The organism is Streptomyces canarius (assembly GCF_014650735.1).
In the GTDB taxonomy this organism is placed as follows: Bacteria; Actinomycetota; Actinomycetes; order Streptomycetales; family Streptomycetaceae; genus Streptomyces; species Streptomyces olivaceoviridis.
Genome location: NZ_BMVN01000015.1, coordinates 39055 through 62163 on the forward strand (window position 1 = coordinate 39055; position 23109 = coordinate 62163).

Annotated in this window: 20 protein-coding genes and 1 pseudogene; 17 read left to right on the top strand and 4 right to left on the bottom strand. The window is 67.4% G+C overall.

Annotated features, from left to right (window positions below):
* Window positions 1-136 precede the first annotated feature (136 nt).
* Both IE294_RS21775 and IE294_RS21780 read left to right on the top strand, forming a co-directional pair.
* Entirely contained in the window at window positions 137-640 is a 504-nt protein-coding gene (locus tag IE294_RS21775; protein ID WP_189888647.1) for a sigma factor-like helix-turn-helix DNA-binding protein, read from the top strand.
* Between the two features lie 97 nt (window positions 641-737).
* Window positions 738-986: a hypothetical protein gene (locus IE294_RS21780; RefSeq protein ID WP_189888649.1), complete on the top strand. Its 249-nt coding sequence runs from the start codon at window positions 738-740 to the stop codon at window positions 984-986.
* A 6-nt stretch (window positions 987-992) separates the two neighbouring features.
* Here the strand turns inward: IE294_RS21780 and IE294_RS21785 are convergent, their stop codons facing one another.
* Window positions 993-2150, bottom strand: a complete 1158-nt coding sequence (locus tag IE294_RS21785; RefSeq protein ID WP_014674624.1) for a cystathionine gamma-synthase — start codon at window positions 2148-2150, stop codon at window positions 993-995.
* A 291-nt stretch (window positions 2151-2441) separates the two neighbouring features.
* Between IE294_RS21785 and IE294_RS21790 the strand changes: the two genes are divergently transcribed.
* From IE294_RS21790 to IE294_RS21820, 7 genes are all read left to right on the top strand, one after another.
* Window positions 2442-3560, top strand: a complete 1119-nt coding sequence (locus tag IE294_RS21790; RefSeq protein WP_189888650.1) for a hypothetical protein — start codon at window positions 2442-2444, stop codon at window positions 3558-3560.
* A 208-nt stretch (window positions 3561-3768) separates the two neighbouring features.
* Window positions 3769-5400 carry a M48 family metalloprotease gene (locus IE294_RS21795; protein ID WP_189888651.1) on the top strand — a complete coding sequence of 544 codons (1632 nt, stop codon included), beginning with the start codon at window positions 3769-3771 and terminating at the stop codon, window positions 5398-5400.
* A gap of 84 nt (window positions 5401-5484) precedes the next feature.
* Window positions 5485-6603, top strand: coding sequence for a hypothetical protein (locus IE294_RS21800; protein WP_189888654.1), 1119 nt, complete (start codon window positions 5485-5487; stop codon window positions 6601-6603).
* 88 nt (window positions 6604-6691) lie between these two features.
* Window positions 6692-7363, top strand: coding sequence for a peptide-methionine (S)-S-oxide reductase MsrA (msrA, locus tag IE294_RS21805; protein ID WP_189888656.1), 672 nt, complete (start codon window positions 6692-6694; stop codon window positions 7361-7363).
* A 549-nt stretch (window positions 7364-7912) separates the two neighbouring features.
* Window positions 7913-8260: a trypco2 family protein gene (locus IE294_RS21810; protein ID WP_189888658.1), complete on the top strand. Its 348-nt coding sequence runs from the start codon at window positions 7913-7915 to the stop codon at window positions 8258-8260.
* 27 nt (window positions 8261-8287) lie between these two features.
* Window positions 8288-11584 carry an NACHT domain-containing protein gene (locus tag IE294_RS21815; protein WP_189888660.1) on the top strand — a complete coding sequence of 1099 codons (3297 nt, stop codon included), beginning with the start codon at window positions 8288-8290 and terminating at the stop codon, window positions 11582-11584.
* A 132-nt stretch (window positions 11585-11716) separates the two neighbouring features.
* A complete protein-coding gene (locus IE294_RS21820) occupies window positions 11717-12631 on the top strand; it encodes a phosphotransferase enzyme family protein (RefSeq protein ID WP_189888662.1) in 915 nt (304 codons plus the stop codon).
* Between the two features lie 3 nt (window positions 12632-12634).
* Here IE294_RS21820 and IE294_RS21825 read toward each other — a convergent pair whose 3' ends face one another.
* A complete protein-coding gene (locus IE294_RS21825; protein WP_189888664.1) occupies window positions 12635-14011 on the bottom strand; it encodes an NsdA family TPR-like regulatory protein in 1377 nt (458 codons plus the stop codon).
* 200 nt (window positions 14012-14211) lie between these two features.
* Here IE294_RS21825 and IE294_RS21830 point away from each other — a divergent pair, with 200 nt between their 5' ends.
* Together IE294_RS21830 and IE294_RS21835 are read left to right on the top strand one after the other, a co-directional pair.
* Entirely contained in the window at window positions 14212-14769 is a 558-nt protein-coding gene (locus IE294_RS21830) for an ATP-binding protein (protein WP_030992795.1), read from the top strand.
* 324 nt (window positions 14770-15093) lie between these two features.
* Window positions 15094-15390: a hypothetical protein gene (locus IE294_RS21835; protein ID WP_189888871.1), complete on the top strand. Its 297-nt coding sequence runs from the start codon at window positions 15094-15096 to the stop codon at window positions 15388-15390.
* Window positions 15391-15800: 410 nt separating this feature from the next.
* On the opposite strand, the gene IE294_RS21840 is transcribed toward IE294_RS21835, so the two are convergent.
* Window positions 15801-16580 (bottom strand): GntR family transcriptional regulator, encoded by a 780-nt coding sequence (locus IE294_RS21840; protein WP_030992799.1) that lies wholly within the window; start codon window positions 16578-16580, stop codon window positions 15801-15803.
* Between the two features lie 163 nt (window positions 16581-16743).
* On the opposite strand from IE294_RS21840, the gene IE294_RS21845 reads away from it, so the two are divergent.
* The 4 genes from IE294_RS21845 to IE294_RS21860 all read left to right on the top strand — a co-directional run bounded on the left by IE294_RS21845 (window position 16744) and on the right by IE294_RS21860 (window position 20235).
* Entirely contained in the window at window positions 16744-17088 is a 345-nt protein-coding gene (locus IE294_RS21845) for an SCO3933 family regulatory protein (protein ID WP_030992802.1), read from the top strand.
* The gene (locus IE294_RS21850; RefSeq protein ID WP_189888666.1) at window positions 17088-18389 is read left to right on the top strand and encodes an FtsK/SpoIIIE domain-containing protein; all 1302 of its coding nucleotides are present in this window, start codon (window positions 17088-17090) and stop codon (window positions 18387-18389) included. The genes IE294_RS21845 and IE294_RS21850 overlap by 1 nt, the downstream gene beginning before the upstream one ends.
* Window positions 18386-18583, top strand: coding sequence for a hypothetical protein (locus IE294_RS21855; RefSeq protein WP_189888668.1), 198 nt, complete (start codon window positions 18386-18388; stop codon window positions 18581-18583). The genes IE294_RS21850 and IE294_RS21855 overlap by 4 nt, the downstream gene beginning before the upstream one ends.
* 293 nt (window positions 18584-18876) lie before the next feature.
* Window positions 18877-20235 (top strand): replication initiator, encoded by a 1359-nt coding sequence (locus tag IE294_RS21860; protein WP_189888873.1) that lies wholly within the window; start codon window positions 18877-18879, stop codon window positions 20233-20235.
* A gap of 302 nt (window positions 20236-20537) precedes the next feature.
* On the opposite strand, the gene IE294_RS21865 is transcribed toward IE294_RS21860, so the two are convergent.
* The gene (locus IE294_RS21865; protein WP_189888670.1) at window positions 20538-22025 is read right to left on the bottom strand and encodes a recombinase family protein; all 1488 of its coding nucleotides are present in this window, start codon (window positions 22023-22025) and stop codon (window positions 20538-20540) included.
* Between the two features lie 37 nt (window positions 22026-22062).
* Here IE294_RS21865 and IE294_RS21870 point away from each other — a divergent pair.
* Window positions 22063-22170, top strand: a pseudogene (locus IE294_RS21870) (peptide-methionine (S)-S-oxide reductase MsrA); the annotation flags it as partial.
* Window positions 22171-22273: 103 nt separating this feature from the next.
* The gene (locus IE294_RS21875; RefSeq protein WP_189888672.1) at window positions 22274-22999 is read left to right on the top strand and encodes a type 1 glutamine amidotransferase family protein; all 726 of its coding nucleotides are present in this window, start codon (window positions 22274-22276) and stop codon (window positions 22997-22999) included.
* The last annotated feature ends 110 nt before the right edge of the window (window positions 23000-23109 follow it).

Genomic DNA, 23109 nt, shown 5'->3' on the forward strand with positions numbered 1-23109 from the left:
ACAGCAGGGGCCCCGGGGTCTTGACCCCGGCGCGCCACTGGCCTGATATGAGACCGGGTCCGCAGAGGGGTTCGTCCGGACCGGCTGCTCCGGCCGGGCCGGGGACGGGACCCCGTCGGGGGGGGGGGGAGGCGCGGTGGGAGATCGGCAAGTGGCCCGTGACGCCCGCCGGGCCCGGGAGTTCGAGGCGTTCGTCGCGGGCGCGGCCGGGCGCCTGCTGCACGCCGCCATGCTGCTCACCGCGGAGGCACCGGACGCCAACCCGCGCGCGCGGCGCCTGCTGACGCTCGCGCTCGCCCACACCTACGCCCGCTGGGACCGGCTGCGCGGCGAGGACCCGTACGACTGCGCCCGCCAGTACCTCACCACCCGCTTCGCGCGCACCACCTGGCACCGGTACGGCGCCTTCGGCCGCGCCCGGCCCGATCCGCGCAGTCCGCTCGCCGCGCTCACGCCGCGGGAGCGACTGGTCCTCGTCCTGCGGTTCTACGAGGGTGTCGCCGAGGAGCAGACGGCGGCCCTGCTCGGCCTGCCCACCGAACGCGTCCACGCCCTCTGCGACCGCGCGACGGCCGATGTGCTGCACCCCGCCCGCCCGGCCGTCCGCCGCGCGGCGAACACCGGGGCGGCACCGTCATGAGCCGCGCCGGCGACCTCGTGCTGCGCGTCCCCTCGGACGACCGCCACCAGGGCGGCCCCTCCTCGGGGAAGCGCCGGCCCGGCGGCGGGAGGCCGTGGTGAAACGGAACGAGCGGGAAGCCGCCGTGCGGCGGATCATGGAGCGGGGCGGGGCGCCGGTGCCGCCGGAACTGTGCGGGGACGCGGTGCGCCGTGGCGGACGCCTGCTGCGGCAACGGCGGCTCGTCCGCCGGATCCTGTGGCTGCTGGCCTGCGTCGCGGCCGTCGCGTTCGCGGTGTGGGCGGCCGACGCCCACCCCTGGGTGGAGTCGCCCTCGCAGACGACCCCACCGCTCACCGGCTGGTGACCCCCGCTACTTGCCGAGCGCCTGCTGAAGGTCCTCCAGCAGATCGTCGACGTTCTCGATGCCGACCGACAGGCGCACCAGGTCGGCCGGGACCTCCAGCGCGGAACCGGCCGCCGAGGCGTGCGTCATCCGGCCGGGGTGCTCGATGAGGGACTCGACGCCGCCGAGGGACTCGCCGAGGGTGAACACCTGGGCGCGGTTGCACACGTCGACCGCGGCCTGCTCGCCGCCCTCGACCCGGAAGGACACCATGCCGCCGAACGCCTTCATCTGCTTGGCGGCGACCTCGTGGCCGGGGTGCTCGGGCAGCCCCGGGTAGAGGACGCTCGTCACGCGCGCGTGCCGGGACAGCATGTCGGCGATCCTCGTGGCGTTCTCGCTGTGCCGGTCCATGCGCACCGCGAGGGTCTTGGTGCCGCGCAGCACCAGCCAGGAGTCGAAGGGGCCGGCGACGGCGCCCATCGCGTTCTGGTGGTAGGCCAGTTCCTCGCCGAGCCCCGGGTCGGAGACGATCAGCGCGCCGCCGACCACGTCGGAGTGGCCGCCCATGTACTTGGTCAGGGAGTGCACGACGACGTCGGCGCCGAGGGACAGCGGCTGCTGGAGGTACGGCGTGGCGAAGGTGTTGTCGACGACGAGCTTCGCGCCCGCGTCGTGGGCGACCTGAGCGACGGCGGCGATGTCGGTGATGCCGAGCAGCGGGTTGGAGGGGGTCTCCACCCACACGGCCTTGGTCTTCGGCGTGATCGCGGCCCGCACGGCGGCCGGGTCGCTGGTGTCGGCGACCGACCACTCCACGCCCCAGCGGGTGGCGACCTTGGCGAACAGCCGGAAGGTGCCGCCGTAGGCGTCGTTCGGGATCACCACGTGGTCGCCGGGGGTGAGGAGCGTACGCAGCAGGGTGTCCTCGGCCGCCAGGCCGGACGCGAAGGCGAGGCCGCGGCGACCGCCCTCCAGCGCGGCGAGGTTCTCCTCCAGGGCGGTGCGGGTCGGGTTGGCGCTACGGCTGTACTCGTAGCCGCCGCGGAGCCCGCCGACGCCGTCCTGCTTGTAGGTCGAGACCTGGTAGATCGGCGGGACGACCGCGCCGGTGAGGGGATCCGCGGTGTTGCCCGCGTGGATCGCGAGGGTCTCGAAGTGCTGACTGATGTGCCTGTCGCTCATGTGCACCGAGCGTAATGCGCCCGGCGGGATCGTGACGCCCGCCATGAGGTATCGCCGTGCCGCGCGATCTCGCCGGCACGCTGCGGCAGTCCCCGGCGGCATGCTGCGGACCGTCCCGCCGACGCACTCCCGACCGCCCCGCCAGCACGCTCCCGATCGCCCCGCCGACGTGCTCCGAGCCCCTGTGCTTCCGGTCTGCGAGGGACCCGGCTGTCATGCCCCCGTCCGGAGTTTTCCACAGCCCCGCGGCGGGGTTCGCCAATTGCCGGCGGCGTCTGGTTCGCTTGAGGCATGTCGATTCTCTGGCTGCTCATGGCGCTGCTCCTGCTGGGCTTCGTGCTGCTCCCGCTCATACGGCGCGGGCGCGGGGGCATCGAGCAGGTCTCCCCGGGACACCCGGACGCCGCCGACCCGGCGGCCTACGGCTTCGTGCGCCAGGAGGAGCTGGACGTGCGCCTGCCCGGCCCGGACGAGGACCTGCTCCAGGTCCTGGAGCTGGTGCAGCGCACCCAGGACTACCGGGCCGCCGCCCAGCTGCTGGCCGGCACCGAGTCCGCGGGCGAGCGGCGCTGGCAGCGGGTGCAGGCCTTCGCCGGTGCCGCCGCGCTGGAGTTGCAGCAGCGGCCCGGCGGGGTGCACGAGACGCCGGGCGGCCAGTGGCTGCGGGTGTGGCGAGCCGAGCAGCCCAAGGACGCGGGCGGCGCCGCCGTCCACGCGGAGTTCCTGGCGCAGCAGGCCTGGCGGACGTCGACGCCGGGCACGGACGACTTCCGGATCATCATGGAGGAAGCGCGGGAGTCCTGTGCGCAGGCGGCCCTGCTGGCGCCCGGCGACCCGGTGCCCTACGTGACAGAGCTGTCCATCGCGCGCGGACTGGCCTACCCGCAGGCCGAGTTCGACCAGCTGTGGCTGAAGATCCTCGACCGCGCCCCGCATCACATGGGCGCGCATCTGGCCGCGCTGCACTACTGGTGCGAGAAGTGGCACGGCTCGCGCGAGCAGGCGTACTCCTTCGCGGAGGCCGCCGCGGCCCGCGCTCCGGAGGGTTCGCTGCTCGCCGCGCTGCCGCTGTTCGCGGTGTTCGAGCACCTGCCGGAGGTCAACCTGGTCGCGAGCTTCTACCAGAGCGAGGTCGTCACCAAGGCGATCCACGGCGCGCTGCACGCCGTGCACGCGGCCGACCCCGACGACCCGACGCTGCCGCACGTCCGGCATCTGCTGCTCTTCTTCCTGGTCCGCGCCGAGCGCTGGGCGGAGGCCATGCAGCAGCTGATACACATCGACGGCCACGTCGGCGCGCTGCCGTGGACCCTGTTCACCGACCCGGCCGCCGAGTTCGCCCTGCACCGCGCGCTGGCTGTGGCCGGTTTCGAGGCCAACGGCGGCAGCCCGGCCGGCCTCCCCGGCTGACACCGCCCGCCCAGGCGCCTTGCCCGGGACCGCCACGCCTTCCCCTCCCCCACTGTCCGCATTGCCCTTCTGACCTGCGGTAGGGCATACTCCGCATCCCCCCCACACCGCAGCACCGCCAGGCACCGCCCGCGACCGGTCGGCCCGCCGTCGGCCCGGCGCTCCGTCATGTCCCTTTTTTCTGAGGTCCTGTGGGGGGATCTGCCCGATGGGCGCAACTCTGCGCGCGCTGCGCGCCCTCGTCCTGCTGCTCGGCTTCTATCTGCTGAGCCTCGTCCTGCTCGCCGCGCTGATCGGCATCGACGTCCTCGTGGCGAGCTGGGGACACGGCCCGCTCACGGTGAAGGTCGGCTTCGTCACGGTACTGCTGGCCATCCCCGTCGTCCGCGGCATGCTGATGCTGCGCACCCCGAAGGGTGAGGACGGGCACGGCATCCCGGTCACCGAGGCCGACGAGCCCCGGCTGTGGGCGCTGGTCCGGGAGCTGGCCGCGGCGGCCGGCACCCGCGCGCCCGACCGGATCCTGCTCACCGGCGAGGTCAACGCGGCCGTCAGCGAGAATCCGCGGTTGCTCGGCCTGCTCCCCGGTCCACGCCGGCTCTACCTCGGCGTCCCGCTGCTGACCGGCCTGACCGAGGCCCAGCTGCGGTCCGTACTCGCCCACGAGTACGGGCACTTCACGGGCGGGGACACCCGGCTCTCCGCGCTCGTCGTGCGCGGGCGCGTGCAGATCGGCCGGGTCGTCGGCCAGTTCCACGAGAAGGCGGACGACAGGGTCGCCGCCGACCGGGCCCGGCAGGAACGGGCGTCCGCCAAGCGGATCGCCAAGGGCAAGAAGGCCAAGCAGATCGACACGACCGGCGTCGGAGCGACGTACCGGACGATGGCGAAGATCTACACCGCGTACGGCAAGCTCTACCTGCGCGCCTCCCTCTCCACCGCGCGCGGCCAGGAGTTCGCCGCCGACCTGACCGCCGCCCGGATCGCCGGACGTGACGCGACCGCGTCGGCGCTGCGCGAGATCCCGGTCCTGTCCGCCTCCCACGACTTCTACCTGGAGTCCTACGCCACCCTCGGCCTCCAGGCCCGGCTGCTGCCGCCGCGCGGCGAGTTCTTCGGCGGCTTCGGCCGGCTGCTGACGGCCCGTGAACTGGAGCTGGCGGGGCTCCGCTCCCAGCTGCCGGAGGAGCCTGCCGGTCCGTACGACTCGCACCCGCCGATCGCCGAGCGCGTGCGCCGGATCGAGGCGCTGCCCGCCGACGGCCGCGCCGACGAGGCCAAGGGGGCGGCGCTGGCCCTGCTGACCGACCCGGCGCGCACCCTGGCCGCCCTGGAGGACGCCGTCCTCGCCGACGAGCTGCTCCGCTACCCGCGCGCGGCCGGCTGGGAGGCTCTGCTGGACGCCTCCATGGCCACGGGCCTGTCGGCGGCGCAGACCCCGCTGCACCGGGCGCTGGCCCAGTACACCGGGCAGCCGACGACGCTCTCCGCGCTGCTGGACGTCATCGACGACGGGCGGCTGTGGCGGGTGGCCGAGCGGCTGCCGCTGTCGGAGGAGGCCGCCGCCGCGAAGGGGCGGGCGTTCCGCGAGTTCGTACGGCCCGTGCTGCGCCGCTCGCTGCGCACCATGGTGCTGGCCGAGTTCAGCTCCCGTTCGCTGCTGCACTGGGAGTTCTCCTGGTCCCGCCCGGCGGCGGTGCGGCTGCCCGGCTGGGGCTCACAGACGGAGGACGACGGCCCGGAGGCGGCGCTGGAGGCGGCCGTGGAGGCGGCGCTCGCCGACCACCCCGACACCGCACAGTTGCGGGCGCTCCTGCCGCCGGCGACCCAGAACGCCTGACGGGCCGCGGACCTGCCGGCTCTCCGGCAGGCCCGCGCCGCCCCACCACCGCCGTACCTCCCGAAACGAACGGACCGACCCCCGATGACCGTCCTCTTCTGGATCCTGGGCATCCTGGCCGTGCCCACGCTGATCTTCGTGCTGTGGCTGGCCTGGGTGTTCCTGAAGGAGCTGTTCCACCCGAGCCCCGACGACGACGCGGAGGCGACGGAGGCCGCGGAAGCCGCGCAGGCCGCCGAGAAGCTCGGGCTGCTGCCCGCCGAGCGGCAGGACACCGACTTCGCCGCGCCCCTGCCGGCGGAGTGGACCGCCGTGCTCACCGCGGTGCGCGGTGATGACTGGCGGCCGGCCGCCGACCTGCTCGCGGCGATCGGCCGGGACTGGGAGCGCCGGTCGGCGCTCGCGTACCTGCTGGCGGACCGCGCGGCCGAGGAGGACGCGTGGCTGCTGGCGTGGGAGGCCGAGCGGCGCGACGATCCCGACGCCGCCGTCGTCCGGGCGCGCAGCACGGTGATCCTCGCCTGGAAGCTGCGCGGCGCGAAGACGGCCCAGTACACGACCCGGGAGCAGGCCGAGGGCTTCCACCGCACCCTGGTCTCCGCCCGCGAGGAGATCACCCGGGCGGCGGCGCTGAACCCGGACGACCCGACGCCGTACATCGCGGAGATATGGGTGGCGCTCGGCCTCGGCTATCCGAACGCCGAGATGGACAAGCTGTGGGCGGAGATCTCCAGCCGCGCCCCGCACCACTACGAGGCCCACTTCTCGGCCCTCCAGTACTGGTGCGCGAAGTGGCGCGGTTCGAAGCGGCTGGCCTTCGAGTTCGCCGAGCGGGCCGCCGCCGGCGCGCCGCTGGGCAGCCTGCTGACGGCGCTGCCGCTCATCGCGCACTTCGAGCACGACGAGTCGGAGGACACCGCGGCCGACAACACGCCGGAGATGCTGGCCCGGGTCGAGGCGGCGCTCCAGGACGCCGCGGCGGCGGACCCGGCTCACCCCCGGTTGCCGGAGCTGCGGCACCTGCTGGCGTTCTACCTGCACCTCCAGGACCGCAACGAGGCGGCGCTGGAGCAGTTCAAGCTGGTGGACGGCCATGTGAACGCGCTGCCGTGGCGCTACCGCGGTGACATGGCCGGGCACTACTGCCGGGTCCGCAACACCGTGGTGCAGGCGGTGCGGGAGGCCGCGGCGGCGCCTGCCTGACCGGAATGCGACGGACCCCGGGGACGTTGTGACGGGAGCCGGTCGGCAAGACCGCCGGCACCCCATCCCCAGACCGACAGGGAGACCCATGCTCTTCGGCCGCAGGCCCCAGCTGCCCACCCCCGAGCAGGCGCTGAAGGGCCGACCCGCACTCGCCTACGAGGTCCCCGACCGGCACACCGTCCTCGGCACCCCGCTCCTCGGCCCGTACCCGGAGGGCCTGGAGGTCGCCGACTTCGGCCTGGGCTGTTTCTGGGGCGCGGAGCGCAAGTTCTGGCAGCTCCCGACGGGCGTGTACACGACTCTGGTCGGCTACCAGGGCGGCTACACCGAGAACCCGACGTACGAGGAGGTCTGCTCGGGCCTGACCGGCCACACGGAGGCGGTCCGCGTGGTCTACGACCCGCGGCAGATCTCGTACGACCGCCTGCTCAAGACCTTCTGGGAGTCCCACGACCCGACGCAGGGCTTCCGCCAGGGCAATGACGTGGGCACCCAGTACCGCTCGGCGGTCTACACCCACACCCCGGAGCAGGCGGCCACGGCGCAGGCCTCCCGCGAGGCCTACCAGAAGGTCCTGACCTCCTCCGGCTACGGCACGATCACCACGGAGATCCTCCCGGCGGAAGGCCGCCCCTTCCACCCGGCCGAGGGATACCACCAGCAGTATCTTTCGGACACCAAAAACCCGAACGGGTACTGCGGGCTGGGCGGCACGGGCGTGTCCTGCCCGATCGGCGTGGCCCAGGCGGATGGTTGATCTCTTCAACTGCGCATCTGCCGGCCAGCGGACGCGGCCACACAAGTCGGCCCGAGGACCAGAAGCTGCTTCCGCTGGCGGTCAAGAACACTGGTCAGGCGCCAGCTTCGAATGGCCACGCGCCCTGCGGTCGGCTAGCCACTCGATCGAGTGATGGAGGCGATGGCGCGGGCGAGTGAGGAGGAAGGGAAGCGGCGTTAGGTGCCGCGAGCGCATCGACCTCCCACCCGTCCCCGCCACAGCCGCCCCTCGGACGCCACTGCCGGGCCGTGGAAGTGCCCGGAACTTTGTTTCTGAAGTGGAGTGGGTATGAGCGCTCCGGGCTGATGAGCGGCTGCCTAAAACTAGCCGGATAGAGGGATGCGGTGGCGACCGACACCAGGTCTGGGCGCACCGGGAACACGTGGCTGTGCAGCTCGACAGATGAAGCCAATCCCCCCCCATCTTAATGAAATTCATTTTCAACAACATCATTTCAGTATTTCAATACATACAGCTCGCGAGCGGCGTACCATCCTTTTGGATCATCCAACTCGGGGGTGGAAGCGCATGCAGACGGACTTCGGCGGGTTTGACCTTGTTCGCGCCGTACAGGCCGTTCGTGACGATCTTGTAGCTGCAGCTCACGCTGGACAAGACGAACAGGTTGTTTTTGAGGTCGGCGATATCCACATGGAATTCATCGTAGAGTTCCGCGAGGACTCCGCGATGAAAGGTGGAATCAAGGCATGGGTGGTTTCCATGGACGCGGGCTCTACTTCTTCGGCTGCACGGACGCACAAAATCTCCTTTACCTTGGCAGCTAAGAAGGCCTCCGATGGTAGCGGCTGGCTAATTGCCAACGATAAACATGGTGACACTACAAGTTTTGGTGCTCCTGCTCCCGCAAACTCCTGAGACAACGCGTTCCAGTCGGGGATCGATATGGCCAGCCATGAAGATCGTATCGTTGTGGTTCTCGCAGAGCGTCAGGGCAGTGGAGTACTGCTGACGCCAAAACTCGTTCTCACTAGCGGGCATGTAATTGGAAATGCTCAGGCAGTGAAGGCGATATCACCCTACGCGGACAAGCCAACCAACTGCGACGTCATCTGGGTGGGCACCGAATCAGGGTGCGACGCGGCTTTGCTGCGCTCTGACCACGACCTGATCGACACTGCGCTGGCAGAAACCCTTCCCGTCCTGCGCTGGGGACGCCTTACGACTCGTTCTCCGCTAAGAGAATGTCAATTACTTGGTTTTCCAGCAGTGCAACGCTACGACGGCAACCATTTGGAATGTGAGCAAGTTACAGGTACCGTGAAGGCAGCTGCTGGTCTTTTGCGAAGGATGTATGTTCTTGATATCGATCATACTCCTCCTTCGGAAGTGGCAGGTGGTTCCCCGTGGGTCGGCTTGTCAGGGGCTCCACTATTTGTAGGATCCGTCCTTATCGGGATAGTAGCCAAAGATCCTGCAAACCGACAGCACGGTAGAATCGAAGCTGTACCAATTGACCGAATCCTCGCCGATGGAGAGCTTGTAACTGACCTCTCCTTGCTTTGGAAGCCAGTTCCGAGCTTGGAGGATTTGACCAGCTCGCACCCTGACGACTTCAATTATGAGAAACAATACGCTAAGGCGATCAGGGCTCGCTATCGGCGAACTGAGATATTCGGCCTTGACGAGATTTCTAGTAACGATAGCAACTGGGATCTCGATACGGCATACCTCAGCCTTGAGGCTGAGATCGTAGAGCCGGGACGGCTAGAGGTAGCGGAAGCTCACGCCGTCCCGGCGACAACCGAGCGGCGTGTCATAGACGAACTCTTGGCCGTGTATCCGAAGATCGTGGTAAGAGGTGAAGCGGGTGCGGGAAAGACAACCTTGGTTTGGTGGCTAGCATCGCATGCTGCATGTGGGACCCTAACGGGCAGCTTGGCTACTCTTAACGGACTAGTTCCGTTTGTAATTCCAATGCGTAATCTGGCAGACCAGGAATTCCCAACCCCTGCCGAACTACCTCGTGTCACGCGACTCCCCTTGGATGAAGCACCGGCAGGATGGGCTGGCCGCGTGCTTGACGCGGGACGTGCTGTGCTATTGGTGGACGGCCTTGATGAGGTAACCCAAGATAAAAGGGAAGGCGCAAGACGATGGTTGTCGGACTTGCTGCGCATGTACCCGAACTGCCGTTGTATTGCCACGGTTAGGCCGCTCGCTGTAGAGCGAGATTGGCTGCAATCCGAAGGGTTCCGGGAAACCCGTCTGCTCCCTATGCGAGACGCCGAAATCCGGGAGTTCGTCACGTCATGGCATGCTGCGGCGTGCCTCGAACAGCACTCCCATACTGACCCAGAGGAACGTGCCGCGCAGAACGCACGAGTGCAAGAGCTGAAAAACGAGCTGCTACGAGAACTATTCCGCAACGAGCCGTTGCGCGACCTCGCCCGCGTACCACTCCTCTGTGCTGTCATTTGCGCGCTTCACCGTCGACGTCGTGGCGTCTTGCCTCAAACGCGATGGGAACTGTATCGCGCAGCACTAACGATGCTCCTTGGTGAGCGCGATTCTCGGCGCAGCATCACAGCCCCCGAGGGTATAACTCTGAGCTTTGAAGAACATCAGCAGCTACTTCAGCGCATCGCCATTTGGCTCGTGAGAAATAACCGCTCTCAACTCTCACGAGAGCAAGCCCTTAAACAGGTGTCGGCTGGACTTCAGGGAATGCCCCAGGTCCGCAGCCAGGGAACAGCGGAAACGGTTTTCGCTCATCTACTCAACCGGACCGGACTGCTGCAAGAATTGTCTAGTGACTTCGTGCAATTCATCCACAGGACCTTTCAAGACTACCTTGCAGCAAAAGAATTCGTAGAGAATGACAGTCTGAACGAGCTAGTCTCGCATGCAGACGATGAGGCCTGGCAAGATGTCATCAAGATGGCGGTCGGCCATTGCAATCGGCCGGACAGTCGCCGCCTCGTGCAGGACCTGCTGAGAGTGGGAGAAAGGTTCGCAAGGGCGAGGAGCCGGCAAGACGCTTTCATCCTAGCGGCGATCTGCGCTAACAGTGCGATCTTCCTTGATGATTCGGTGCGAGCGGATGTTTGGGAGAAAATCGCTTCTCTGATTCCGCCTCGAAATTATCGAGACGCCGTCCAGCTCGGACGACTTGGCCCGACAGTCTTGGACATGCTGCCGGGCCCTGATGGCTTGGACTCTGTTAGCGCTGCGGCAGTCGTTACAACCGCTGGAGAAATTCGCGGGAGGAATGCACTGACGCTGATTAAGCAATTCGCGACACATCCCAGTGTACACGTTCGGCGAAATGTCGTGGAAGTTTGGGATGAGTTCCCTATCGAAGAATTCGCTATCCAGATCCTGTCTGCAATGTCGTTGAGCGATGTCCAACTAACCCTGGAGAATCGTCAACAATTCGACTGTCTTAAGCACCTCTCTGGTGTATGTAACTTGCGGTGTGTAGGAGATTGGGATGAAGACTTCCTTCTTGAGAATACTCGTTCCATTGACGTACGCGAACTGATATTCCATGAAAACACCTCGTTGCGCGGCCTGAATTTTCTTCGGGAGTACCCGAACCTCCATTCGCTGTGGCTGCGCGGGTGTACTAATGTAGAGAGCCTGTCTGCACTAGCTGGAACCCAGTTGAAGTTTCTAAACCTTGTGCATGCGCGACCTGATATAGACGTGTCTGCGCTTTCGAACCTTCAGTATCTACGCTCGCTCTCCATAAACACAAAGCTGCCATGGTCAGATTTTCGACAGGCTCCCGCTCTAGAGCAAGTTGAGGCCCTATGGTTCGGTGCAGGGATGAATCAGAAAATCTCTTTGCGCGGCATAGAGCGCTGGACCAAATTGCAAAAAGTTCGCCTAATGGGGTCTTGGGATTCGATGGAAGTTGCAAATCTCCAACCGCTGGAATCCCTGGAAGAGTTGGAAATTCATCTCCATGCGGCGGAAAGTCTGGGAAGCCTCACTTTCCCTCAGGTTAGGGTACTTGATATTCGATGTCCTCAGAAAGTATCCGTGGCCCCTATTCTGAAAATTTTCCCGTGCTTGCGTAAGCTGACCTTGACCAATGTAAGAGGTGATGGGGTGGTTGACCTCCATGGCGTACAGTTCAAGGATGGACTAAGGGTTCAACTTCGCGGTTTTCGTGAGCGGCTAAATGCACATGAGGGCATATCTGGGATGCTCAGAATATCGGGAACGCTGTCTTGACAGCTGCTTGCAATCGGTGTCGGCCGATCTTCAGCCCCTGAGGCCTGGGTACGGTTGTGTCTGGCGCGCGTTGGGTTGGTCACCCGTGAGCGTGCGTCTGTGGATCGCGCGACTAGGGGAGCTGGTACGGGCATGGCGCTTGACGCTGCTCGCTCGGAAGAGGGGTTCACGTCGGCCAGGGCTACGCAGGTGATGCGTGCCGCGTGCCGGACTGCGGGCCTTGATGGCAGAGGTGCTGAGCTGATCCGCCTGGGGGAAAACGCTCTGTTTCGGCTGGCCACGGCACCGGTGATCGTCCGAGTGGCTCGGGGCGAACCGTGGCTGCCGAAGGCTCGTGTCGAGGTTGCTGTCGCCAAGTGGCTGGCCGCAGAAGGCTTCCCAGCATCCCGACTCGTTGACGGCCTGGGACAGCCGCTTCTGATCGACGGCCACCCGGTGACCTTCTGGCGCCTGATCGTGGAAGGTGACCGCAAGGCAACCTACGGCGAACTGGGTGGCCTCCTGCGGGACCTGCACTCCATGACAGTGCCCGCAGGTCTTGAGTTGCCGGCGTTCGATCCCTTCGACAAGCAAGAGTTGCGGATCAGTAAGGCGCCGATCCCGGAGGATGACCGGGTCTTCCTCCGTAAGCGGTGGCAGGAGCTGCGCGGTCAGTTTGAGGAGTTGAGGTTCGAGACCCCGGAGGGGCCGGTTCACGGTGATGCCCACGTGCAGAACCTCATGGTGAACGATCGGGACGAGGTGATCCTGATCGACTTCGAGGCTTTCTGCTTCGATCACCCCGAGTGGGACCTGATGGTCACGGCGGTCGAGCACCACAGCCTTGGGTGGCAGAGCGATGAGCAGTACGCCGACTTCGTGCGAGCCTACGGGCGGGACCTGTACGACTGGCCTGGCTACGACACGCTCCGGCGGCTCCAAGAGTTCGGCATGGCGACGTGGCTCATGCAGAACGTGCGGGAGAGCGAGGAGACGGCGGCCGAGTACCGCCGTCGCATCGCTGGGTTGCGTAACGACGACGCGCCGCGCGACTGGCGTCCCTGGTAGCTGCTACTCGTCCTCGTCGTCCAGGCGGGCGAGTGCTTCGTTCACCTGCTCGTTGAAGGCTACGACGGCGGGGTGGGCGGCGTGCGCGCTGACCTCGGCCTGGAAGTCGGTGACGTAGCGCTGGAAGCGGGAGGACTGGAGGGAGTCGCCGCCGTCCACAGCAAGGCTCGCGGTGGTGACGGCGGCTTCCAGTTCGCCGTTCAGTAGCTGGCTCTGGGCGAGCACCATGCGGCAGAAGCCCAACGTGCGGGCATATTGCGGGTCGGTGGTGTCCACGGCGCGCTGTGCGTGCTCTACGGCTTCGCGTCGCATTTTCAGGTCCCTGAAGCAGTGGCAGAACTCGCCCAAGAGTTCGGCATCATCGAAGTAGCTCAGCCATGCCGGGTCATCGGCGCTGTCGGCCCGCTCGAAGTGTCGTTCCGCTTGGTTCATCGCGTCGGCCGCCCCGGCTCGATCGCCGGCGTTGGAGAGTGCGCGCGCCTCCATCGCCCAGTAGTTCGCCATGGCTCGCGGGGTGGCTCGGCCTTTGGCACCCTCGACGGCTGCGCGGGCGAGCTGGATGGCTTGGGTGTGGTTGCCCAGGTAGTTGGCCTGGTGGCTGAGGTTGCCCAGGATGCGCGCCCCGAACATGCGGTCATCGATGACCTGGGACAGCCGCAGTGTGGACGTGAGGTAGCGGTGGGCAAGCCGGTGGTTGCCGACGTCGTACGCGGTCCATGCAAGCAACTGGGAGACCTCGGCGGCAGCGCCGAACAGTGCTGTGCCTACCTTCTCGCTGTAGCTCGCGTTCAGCAGGGGAAGGACCTCGTGGCGGAAGTAGTGGCGTAATGCCTTGTGACCGTGGCCGCCGCCGTACTTGAAGTCGAGCTGCATGAACATCGAGGCGGCATCCCTGATCGCGCGTACGTCGCGCATGCCGACCCGTTGGGGTGCGGGTCTGTCGGCCTGGATGCCGTCGGGTCGGGCGATCATCCATGACAGGACGGCAGAACTGAGGTCGGTGTCCGCAATGATCAGTTGGTCTGAGGCGGAGGTGTCGGCGCGCTCCTGAGCCAGGTCGTCCAGTATCGACAGGGTCTCGGGGACGGTGCTCGGGTAGCCGATCGGCTCGGGAGCAGTTGGCCGGGTGTGGTCGAAGAAGCCAAGATCACCCGGCGTGACGCGGCGGCCTAGCTTGGCACTCAGAACGTCAGCCATGATCGCTGCCGTCTCCGGCTTGATGCCGGCGCCGTCTCGCCAACGCTGAACGGCAACGTGTGTCGTCCCGAGACTGAGCCCTCGCTGGGCGGCAGCGTCTTTCATCCGCTTGGCCAACCCCTTGTTGGAGACCTTCGCTTCGTCCATGACCGCGATCAGCTGGGCGTTCGTTTCTCGGCTCATGCTCCCCTGCCAACCCGAGAATTACGGCGAGTGTTCATCGTGTCACAGCGGCATCGCGTTGGGGGGGTTCATCGATGAACCCCCCTCGCCTTTGCTGGTGTTCACGTGAACCCCCAGGTGAACGCTCCCGGTTGCGGGCCTGGCGCCGTGTACTGACTTGCGCGAAGCAATCGGTGCTACGAGAGCTGGGAAGGGACGCGATGGACTCGGCGGAGACCACCAAGCATCTGAGCAGGGAGCTGGACGCCTACGCTCACTGGTTCGTAGCGCCCGATCCGGCTGTGGGCGGGCATTTTCTCGCGCTCACACTGCTCGCCGAATGCGGCGATACGGCGCGGGTGGCGCGTGAAGTGACGGCGGTATTCCTGCGGGCTGCCGGTGCGGGGGACCTCGTGGACGACGCACAGTTGGTCGTCTCGGAGCTCGTCGCGAACGTCGTGAACCACACCGTTCCTGATCGTCACCTCGCCCGGCCCGGTAGCTGCCGCCGTATTGACGTGACCTTCAAGAAGTACCCGAAGTGGGTCTTCATGGGGGTCTCCGACGAAGACTCGACACCGCCACTGCTTCCGGTGGGTGACACATTCCCTGCCGCTCTGGTCGGTGAGCTGTCGGAAGCGGTGCTACCGGACAGCGGTCGTGGTCTGCTCATCGCCCAGCGGCTGGCCACGTCGGTCTGGTGGTCCCCAGAGGAACAAGGCGGCAAGACCGTGTGGTGCCGCTTCGACCTTGATCAGCCGGGCGCCTGCTCGGTCTGACAGACGCCGGGTCGCCACCCCTGCTCTTCTCCCTCGCGATCGGGAGTGGGGCGGCGACGCGGTCACTGGCTGGAGCCTGACCACTCCAGCCGGAGGGGCGCGGTCTCTCGGATAACCCGGGGGCTCCCCTCCCGAGCGAGAGTCCGCGCTTCACATCCCCATATAGGCCGGGCCACCCCGTCAGCCCTGGAAAGCGAAGGGTGGCCCGGCTGGGAACACGGCGGTTCCCGGTGCCTGATGGTACCGGGGCCGTCGTGTTGCGTTTCGGCCCTGGCCTAAGGAAGTTGATGATCCGTTACCTAGATCAGGGCAGAGGTGGGCAAGGTGACCGGCTTCGGTGAGGACTGGCTGAACGATGGTCTCGACGTGCCGGGCGCGGAATCGGGGCTCTGGGTGGCCGGCGCGGACTACATCGCTGGTTGGCGTGAGGCGCGCGAGGCTGCCGACCGGCTGAACCGCGCACTTCTCGGCGTGGGGTTGGAGCTGTCTGCTGTGCGCGCCGTGGCGTCGACGAGTGAGGACGGGCGTGGGGTGGTGCGGCTGGCCGGGTCGCCGGACGTCGTGGATCGGCTCGCTGAGCTGCTGGAGGCGTGCGCGAATGACGCCGGTGGTGCAGCGTGAGGCGCGCTTTCGCTGGTGAGCGGTTCACATGGGCACGTCGCCGGCCGGAGAGACTTTGGGCGGGAGCTGCCATGGGGCGAGTGAACAGGGGGCCTTACGCTGGCCCGGCGAATCGGGCAGGCACTGCTCCTGCCCGCGTTTACGCCCGATGGGCCCCCTGTTCTTCGAGGCTCGCCCCCTGGTGGCTGCCTAAAGTCTCGGAGGCCGGCGACTCCCAGCCCACCACGCCCCGGCCCTCGACGGCCGGTCGTCGCCTCGACTGCTCGGGTGTGCTGCGGGCGGGGGCGTCGGCCGACCGGACGGGACCGGCGTCCACGCCGCACGCCCGGCCGGGGCAGCCGGGCGCCCCGGCGCGCCGCAGGCGCGCCCTTGAGGAAGTAAAGGCTGTTTCGACCGATCATCGTTGCCGGTCAGGTGCGTGTGCGTCGCGTGGGCTGCTTGTCGGCACTGATCCGGTAGGCGATTTCGGCACGATCAGCACCGATGCGGAGTTCTTCGAGGATCAAGGCGCGGTCGTCGGCGCCGCGCGTGACGCGGGTCAGGTGCAGGATCGGAGTCGCGTCGGGGATTTGAAGCGTGGTGCGTTCATCGGGCAGCGGCATGCGAGCGCGTACCGTCTCGGTCCAGGACAGTGTGTGGCCGCCCTGGGTGAGCAACTGGTAAATCGCGGCTGGGTGCGCGCCCGGATCCGCGGCGAGCCCACGAACGGTCTCAGCGACTTCGAATGGGATCAAGGTGCGGTGCATGGCACGCGTCCCAGTGGCGGGATCCGTGAGCAGCCGGTCACAGCCGAACAGGGCTTCTTCTTCATCGAGGTGGAGGAGTTGACCAGTGACCTTGGTCGTGCGGGCACGGTATGTGCTCGGCTCTTCGGCTTCCTTCCAAAGGTCGCCATTGGGCATGGCGAACGTGCCGCCCGAAGTACGGGTGATGCGCCGTTCAAGCGTTAGAACGGGCTGGCCGTCAGAGCGGACGAAGCTGCCCTTGCCGTGCCGGACGTCGATCAGTCCTTCCGCCCGAAGTGCCGCAATGGCGTTGCGGACGGTCGGCCGGGAAACACCGTAGCGGGCCATGAGCTGGGCTTCGGACGGCAACAGGGAGTCAGGCGCGAACTCGCCGGACAAGATCGCCTCACGGATAGCTGAGGCCACCTGTTGGTACAGGGCTCCCGGGCGCTGGATCTCCGACATTCGGTCATCTCCGGGTTGAGGTCGTAGGCACGTCGCACGCGCGACATCACTCGTCAGCATAAGTAGTTGCGTAACCACCGTACAGAGCCCCATAGTCATCACTCGTTAGGACAAGTGACGTCAGGATGTGTCTGACGTCTTGACTGGCCAAGGAGGCCAACAGATGCAGTCCATTCCCGTGGACACGGCGCGACTGGGCGTACTTCGGTGCGCCATCGCGCCCGAAGCGAAGCTCAGCAACCCCGAGACGCAGGAGGTGAAGAGGGACCGGGACGGCAACCCGGTGTGGACCGTGGCCGTCACCGTGCGGCAGGACGGACGTCGTATCTCCGTCATTGAGATCGCTGTGAGCGGTCAGCCCAAGGGCATTGAGGAAGGCCAGATCGTCAAGGTCACCGGCCTGACCGCCTTCATGTGGTCCATGGGTGACAGGCACGGCGTCAGCTTCCGTGCCGACGCGATCACCCCCGTGACCGGTCCGGCACACGCGAAGGGCGGTGACGCCTGATGGGGCCGCTCCTGATCACCCTTGGGCTCGCTGTGCTGGCGTGGGTGGTCGTCGTCGGCGACCTGGTCCGTCGGCATCGCCCCGTCTGGCACTGGTACCTGGTCGGCTACCCGGCAACCGCCTGCCGGGTGTTGTTCACCTGGCGCAAGGTCGCTCAGCTCAGTGACCTCGCTGTCTCCAAGCTCCCGCCGCGCGGATTGCTCGGCGACCTGGTCGTGAAGGGAGATCCGCTGCGGCCGGTGGCTCCTCGGATCTCATTCCCGCGGGCGACCCGCATGGGACTGACGGTCCTGGTGCGGCTGCATGCAGGCCAGACTCCGGCGACCTTCCTGAAGGCGGCCGACGCGTTCGTGCACGCGTGGAAGGTCCACGCGGTCCGGATCACCTCGCCGCAACGCGGTGTCGTCCTGCTGACGGCGACGGCCACGGATCCGCTCCAGCGGCCCGGCTTAGCCTCGGCGCCGGCCGAGTTGCTCTCCGCGCTCCTCGGGGTCCTGGAGAGTGGCGGCGCCTGGGTGATGAACTTGCGCCTCGTGCCGCACTGGCTCATTGCCGGCGCCACCAGGTCCGGCAAGTCGACGCTGCTGGCCCGGTTGATCACTCAGCTCGCCCCGCAGCCGGTCGCCTTGGTCGGTATCGACTGCAAGGGTGGCGTGGAACTGGGCCTGTTCGCCGACCGGCTCAGCGCGCTGGCCACCCGCCGACGCGAAGCAGTCGCCGTCCTCTCGGCTTTGGTGGTCGACATGCAGGACCGGATGAGTGCCTGCCGGTCGGCCGGGGTGCGCTCGATCTGGGAGTTGCCGGACAAGGCGCGGCCGGTGCCGGTCGTCGTGATCGTGGACGAGATCGCCGAACTGTACTTGTCCGACGGCACCCGCGAGAGCAAGGCGGAAGCCGAACAGTGCTCCACACTTCTGCTCCGTCTGGCACAGCTCGGGGCCGCGCTCGGCCTTCATCTCATCGTCGCCGGACAGCGTGTCGGTTCAGATCTCGGGCCCGGCGTCACCGCCCTGCGGGCTCAGCTCAGCGGCCGTATCTGCCACCGCGTCAACGACCCTGGTACCGCCGAGATGACGCTGGGCGACCTGAACAAGGATGCCGTGGCCGTCGCTCAATCGATCACAGCAGAGGAACGCGGAGTGGCTGTCTGTACCGGCCCTGATGGCGGCTGGAGCCGCGCCCGCTCCCACCTCACCCCCACCGAAGAAGCGGTGTCCACAGCCCGCAAATACGCCGTGGCGGCCCCGAAACTGCCGGGCTTCGACCGTGCCCTTGAGGTGCTGAAAGGAGACGACAAGTGATCAGCGAAGGTACGGCCTTCACGTTCGCGGTGATCTTCGGGATCATCACCGTCCTCCTGGTCCGCTCCCGCGACGTGCGCGCCTGGGAAGCGGTCTGCGTCGGCCTCTTCGGCCTCTACCTCGGTCAGACCCCGGTGATCTTCACGGTTCACGGCCTCGTGACCTGGCTCATCAGCGGCTTCGCCCACTCCTGACCGAAGGGACACACACAGCCATGCCCATGCCTCGCGTGAGGTGCCCCCACTGCAAGGGCGACGGAGCCCGCAGGACGTGGACCGGACGGACGCGCCGCTGCCGCGTCTGCCGGGGCACCGGAACCATCCGCTGACCACCGACCCGCCACCGACCCGGAGGTGATCCCCATGACCCACACCGCACCAGCAGCCCATGCCCCTGCCGCTCCGGCGGCCCACTCCGGAAGGTCACCACCATCACCCCGCACCGCACTCCGGCTGACCGGCGCGCCACCCTCGACCGCGCGGCGCGCCTGCGTCAGCTCCCCGAAGCAGACCGCGACGCCATCCGCCTCGCCCAAGATCCCCAGTTCCCCCGCCTGCTGGAGCAGATCGCCGCCACCGGCGGTTGCTCCCGCCCCGTCCACCTCTCCGGCTCCACCACCATCGTGGACGGCACCACCGGCGAGATCCTCCACCACTACGACACCCGCAACGAACCCGGCGAACGACTCCTCATCCGCTGCCGCAACCGTCGCGCCACCGTCTGCCCGGCATGCTCCCGCCTCCACGCCGGAGACACCTACCACCTCGTACGCGCCGGCCTCCTCGGCGGCAAGAGTGTCCCCGACTCCGTCCGCCATCGCCCCCGACTGTTCGTCACCCTCACTGCTCCGTCGTTCGGCCCGGTGCACCGGGCATCCGAGCTGTGCCGTCCCCGCCCCGACGGAGGTACCTGCGAACATGGGCACCCCCTCGGCTGCGGCCTCATCCACACGCCGGACTCACCGAGTGTCGGCCAACCGCTATGCCCCGACTGCTACGACTACACCGCCCACGTCCTGTGGCACGCACACGCCTCCAAGCTCTGGGACCGCTTCGTCATCGACGTCCGGCGGCGCCTCGCGTCGTCGGTCGGCCTGGTGCAGTCCCGTTTCGCCCAGCACGCTCGGCTGTCCTTCGCCCGCGTCGCTGAGTACCAGAGGCTGGCCGCCGTCCACGTGCATGCCGTCGTCCGTCTCGACGGCCCGACCGGCCCCGACGATGAACCCCCGGCCTGGGGCACGGCGGAACTGCTCATAGATGCCGTACGCGCATCCGCCCGGCGGGTCCTGGTGCACACGCCATACAGCCCGGCTGTAGGTGAGCTGAGGCTGCGCTGGGGCGCCCAGATCGACGCAAGGCCCCTACGGACCGACGGAGACGGGCCGGACGATGACGCGGTGGCCGCGTACGTCGCCAAGTACGTCACCAAGGGCGCGAGCGACACAGGCGCCGGCACTGACTACCCGCTCACCGCCCGGGGCGACATCGAGTCGGCGCCGGTGAGCGAACATGTCCGTGCCCTCATGCGGACCTGCTGGCGCCTGGGCGGCCTTCCTGAGTACGCACCCCTCCGCCTCCGGGCCTGGGGCCACACTCTCGGTTACCGGGGCCACATCCTCACCAAGTCCCGTGCCTACTCCACCACCTACGCAGCACTCAGAGCTGAACGTGCCCGCCACCAGGGTCATGCCGATCTACCGGAGCAGATCACCGAAAGGCACTGGCGCTACGTCGGCTCCGGCCACACCCCTGGCGCCGCCCTCATCGCGGCCGGTGTCGCCGAAGATCTCGTCTTGGCCCACGAAGTGGCTCACGAGCAAGCTCGGCTGCTGAGGGGGCACACGTGACACACCTCAGTGCGCGTGAATGGGGCCGGGAGCAAGCGAAGAGAGCGCCCGCGTGGAGCGAGGAACGCTGGCACCGCGTCGCCAGGATCCTTGGTATTGAACTGATGGAAGACCCTCGTGGAGAAGGACAACGCAAGAGACGGGCGCCTAGCGAATGAGTGGGGGTGGGGCCATGGATCCCGTTCCAGTCCCGAGCTGGCTGCCGAGGACCTTCAAAACCCACCCCCATCGCCGCGAGTCCCGCAGGATCTCCGTCCGGCCGAGTACGGCGACCGTACTTGGAACTACTGACAATCCGGCTCTCAGCCGTCCCTCCACTTGAGAACAAGGAGGTCCGGGTTGAAGGGGCGCCTTCCCCCTCCCCCGACCGGTAGGACGATCACCGCGTGGAGTGCCTCACGGACGAGTGCCCGCTTCTGGGCCATGTCGAGGTCGCCTGAGAACCACCGCTCTCGCACGTTCGCCGTCACCTTCGACGCTCGCTGAACGCGCAACGCGTGCTCGGTGCGTTCCTTGCGCAGCTCTTTGATGCGGACTTCCATCTTGTGGTTCTCCGGGAAGAACAGCTCATCCGAGATGAGGTCGTCCTGCCACTTCTGGAGCATGGTCCGTTGCTTCCTCGTGAGCCGTTCCAGCTCTTCCGCCCCGTCCCACTCCCCCTCGCTCTCGCGCTTGACGACGGCGCGCTCCTCCAGCTTGGCCAAGACGGCTTCCGTCACGTACTCATCCACCTTCACGCCGTTCCGCCCACTGCCGCCACACCCGCCCATGGAGCGTGCAGGGCACTGGTAGACGAACCCACCCGACAGGTCCCGCCGTGTGCTGACGCGCATCGGCGCGTTGCAGATCCGGCCGTCAGGCTTGGGCTTGCCACATCGCAGTATCCCTGTGAGCAGGTGGGAAGGCGTCCGGTAGTCCGTCACCGTCCCATCGGCCTTGACGTTGGGCTTGATCCTTGCCGAGAAGAGGGCATCGATCGCCATCCATTCTTTCGGCGTGATGATCAGCTCCCACTGGCCCACCACGGGGATGCCATCGGCGTCTCGCACCAACTCCCCGTTGTGGCGTCGCCATCCGCACAGCCGGGGATTCCACAGCGCGAGCTTGAGTGATCGGGCACTCCATGCATTGCCATGGACGGTCCGCACGTCCTCCTCGCGCCACTGCAAGAGGATCGAGTGCAGCGACTTCCCGGCAATCGCGTCACGGGCCGCTTGGGCAAGTCGCTCCGCCTCCTCGGGGCGAAGCGTCCGCTTGTCGTCGTTCCAGCCGAACGGGCGCTTACCACCCACAGGGATGCCCTGCTCTGCCCGGCGACGGTGCGAGCGGCGCGTGCGACGTCGGATCTTGCGCACCTCCGCCTTGGAGATGACGACGCCGAACAATCCCATGGACTCGACGTCTTCGTTGTAGAGATCCTTGAGGCCCTTGGCGTCCGCGTACAGCCGGCCGTCTTCGTACGTCAGAGCGTCCACGAATCGTTCGTAGTCGCCCACCCGCCTCACAAGACGGTCGTCCGCGACGACGATCACACCGCGCACCGCCTGGCCGTCCGGCAAGCGGCCGGCCTTCAGCGCCTTGAGCATCGCTTCAAAGTCCGGCCGGACGAGGTCGGCCTTCGCCGCAGAGAGATCGTTGTCCGTGTAGTAGTGCACGATTCGGCATCCGACCGCGGCTGCCGTCTCGTCGTTGACCTTGTGTTGGTCCTCCACCCCGTGGGCGTCCCTGGCCAGGTCAGCCGAGATCCGGGCGTACGCCACCACCGGTACTAAGTGATCGTTGTTGCTCATGCCAACTCCCCGAGTTCCGTGAGGAGTTCTTATGCTGCACCAAGTTGAGGGCTACCACCAGCAATACCTCGACAAGAACCCCGCGGGCTACTGCGGTCTCGGCGGTACCGGACTGTCCTGCCCGATCGGCGTCGCGCGAGCCTGAGCGGCCCGGCGGACGACGGCTGATTCGGGCGACGGCTCCCGGCCCGTCCCCGTAGATTCGCCCCTCATGCCGAGATGGATCGGCAGGGAGCGAAGGGGAGGGTATGGGCAGCCGGGTCTTTCTCATCGGTGGGGGCTGGGACCACGCCGAGGTGTACGAGCCGTTCCTGCGGGAGCTGGGCGGTGAGCGGCGGGTCGGGTGTCTGATCCTCGACGAGGGCGACGGGGCCGCGCAGTTCGAGCGGTACACGGCGGCACTGCGGAAGGCCGGGCCGCCGTGCACACCGGTGCCGTTGCTCGTGCCGCTCGGCGGCCGGTTCGAGCCGGAGGACGCGCTGGACGGGATCGACGGGCTGCTGGTGTGCGGCGGGCTCACGCCCGCGTATCAGGACGCGCTCGTGGACAGCCTGGAGCGGCTGCCGGCACTGCTGGCGGCGCGCGGGATGCCGTACGCCGGTTTCTCCGCCGGTGCCGCCGTGGCCGCGCGGCGGGCCGTGGTCGGCGGGTGGCTGCTGGACGGGGTTCCGGTGTGCCCGGAGGAGACCGGGGAGGACCTGGCGGAGATCGAGGTACGCCCGGGGCTCGGCCTGGTGCCGTTCTCGGTGGACGTGCACGCGGCCCAGTGGGGCACGCTGGCGCGGCTGGTGACGGCGGTCGCGCGGGGGCATGCGCCGTACGGGGTCGCCGTGGACGAGAACACGCTGCTCACGGTGGGGGACGGCGAAGCCCGGGTGGCGGGGGCCGGCCGGGTCCATGTGGTGCGGCCCGCCCCCGAAGCAGGCGTGGCGGTGCGGGCGTACGGCGCCGGGGAGGGCTTCGTTCTCGGGTAGCGCCCGAAGGGGCGCGGGGAACTGCGCGAACGGCCACGACGGCCCGCACCCGGCAGGATGACCCGCACCCGGCAGACGATGTGCCACAGGCCGTAGCCCGGCAGGACAGA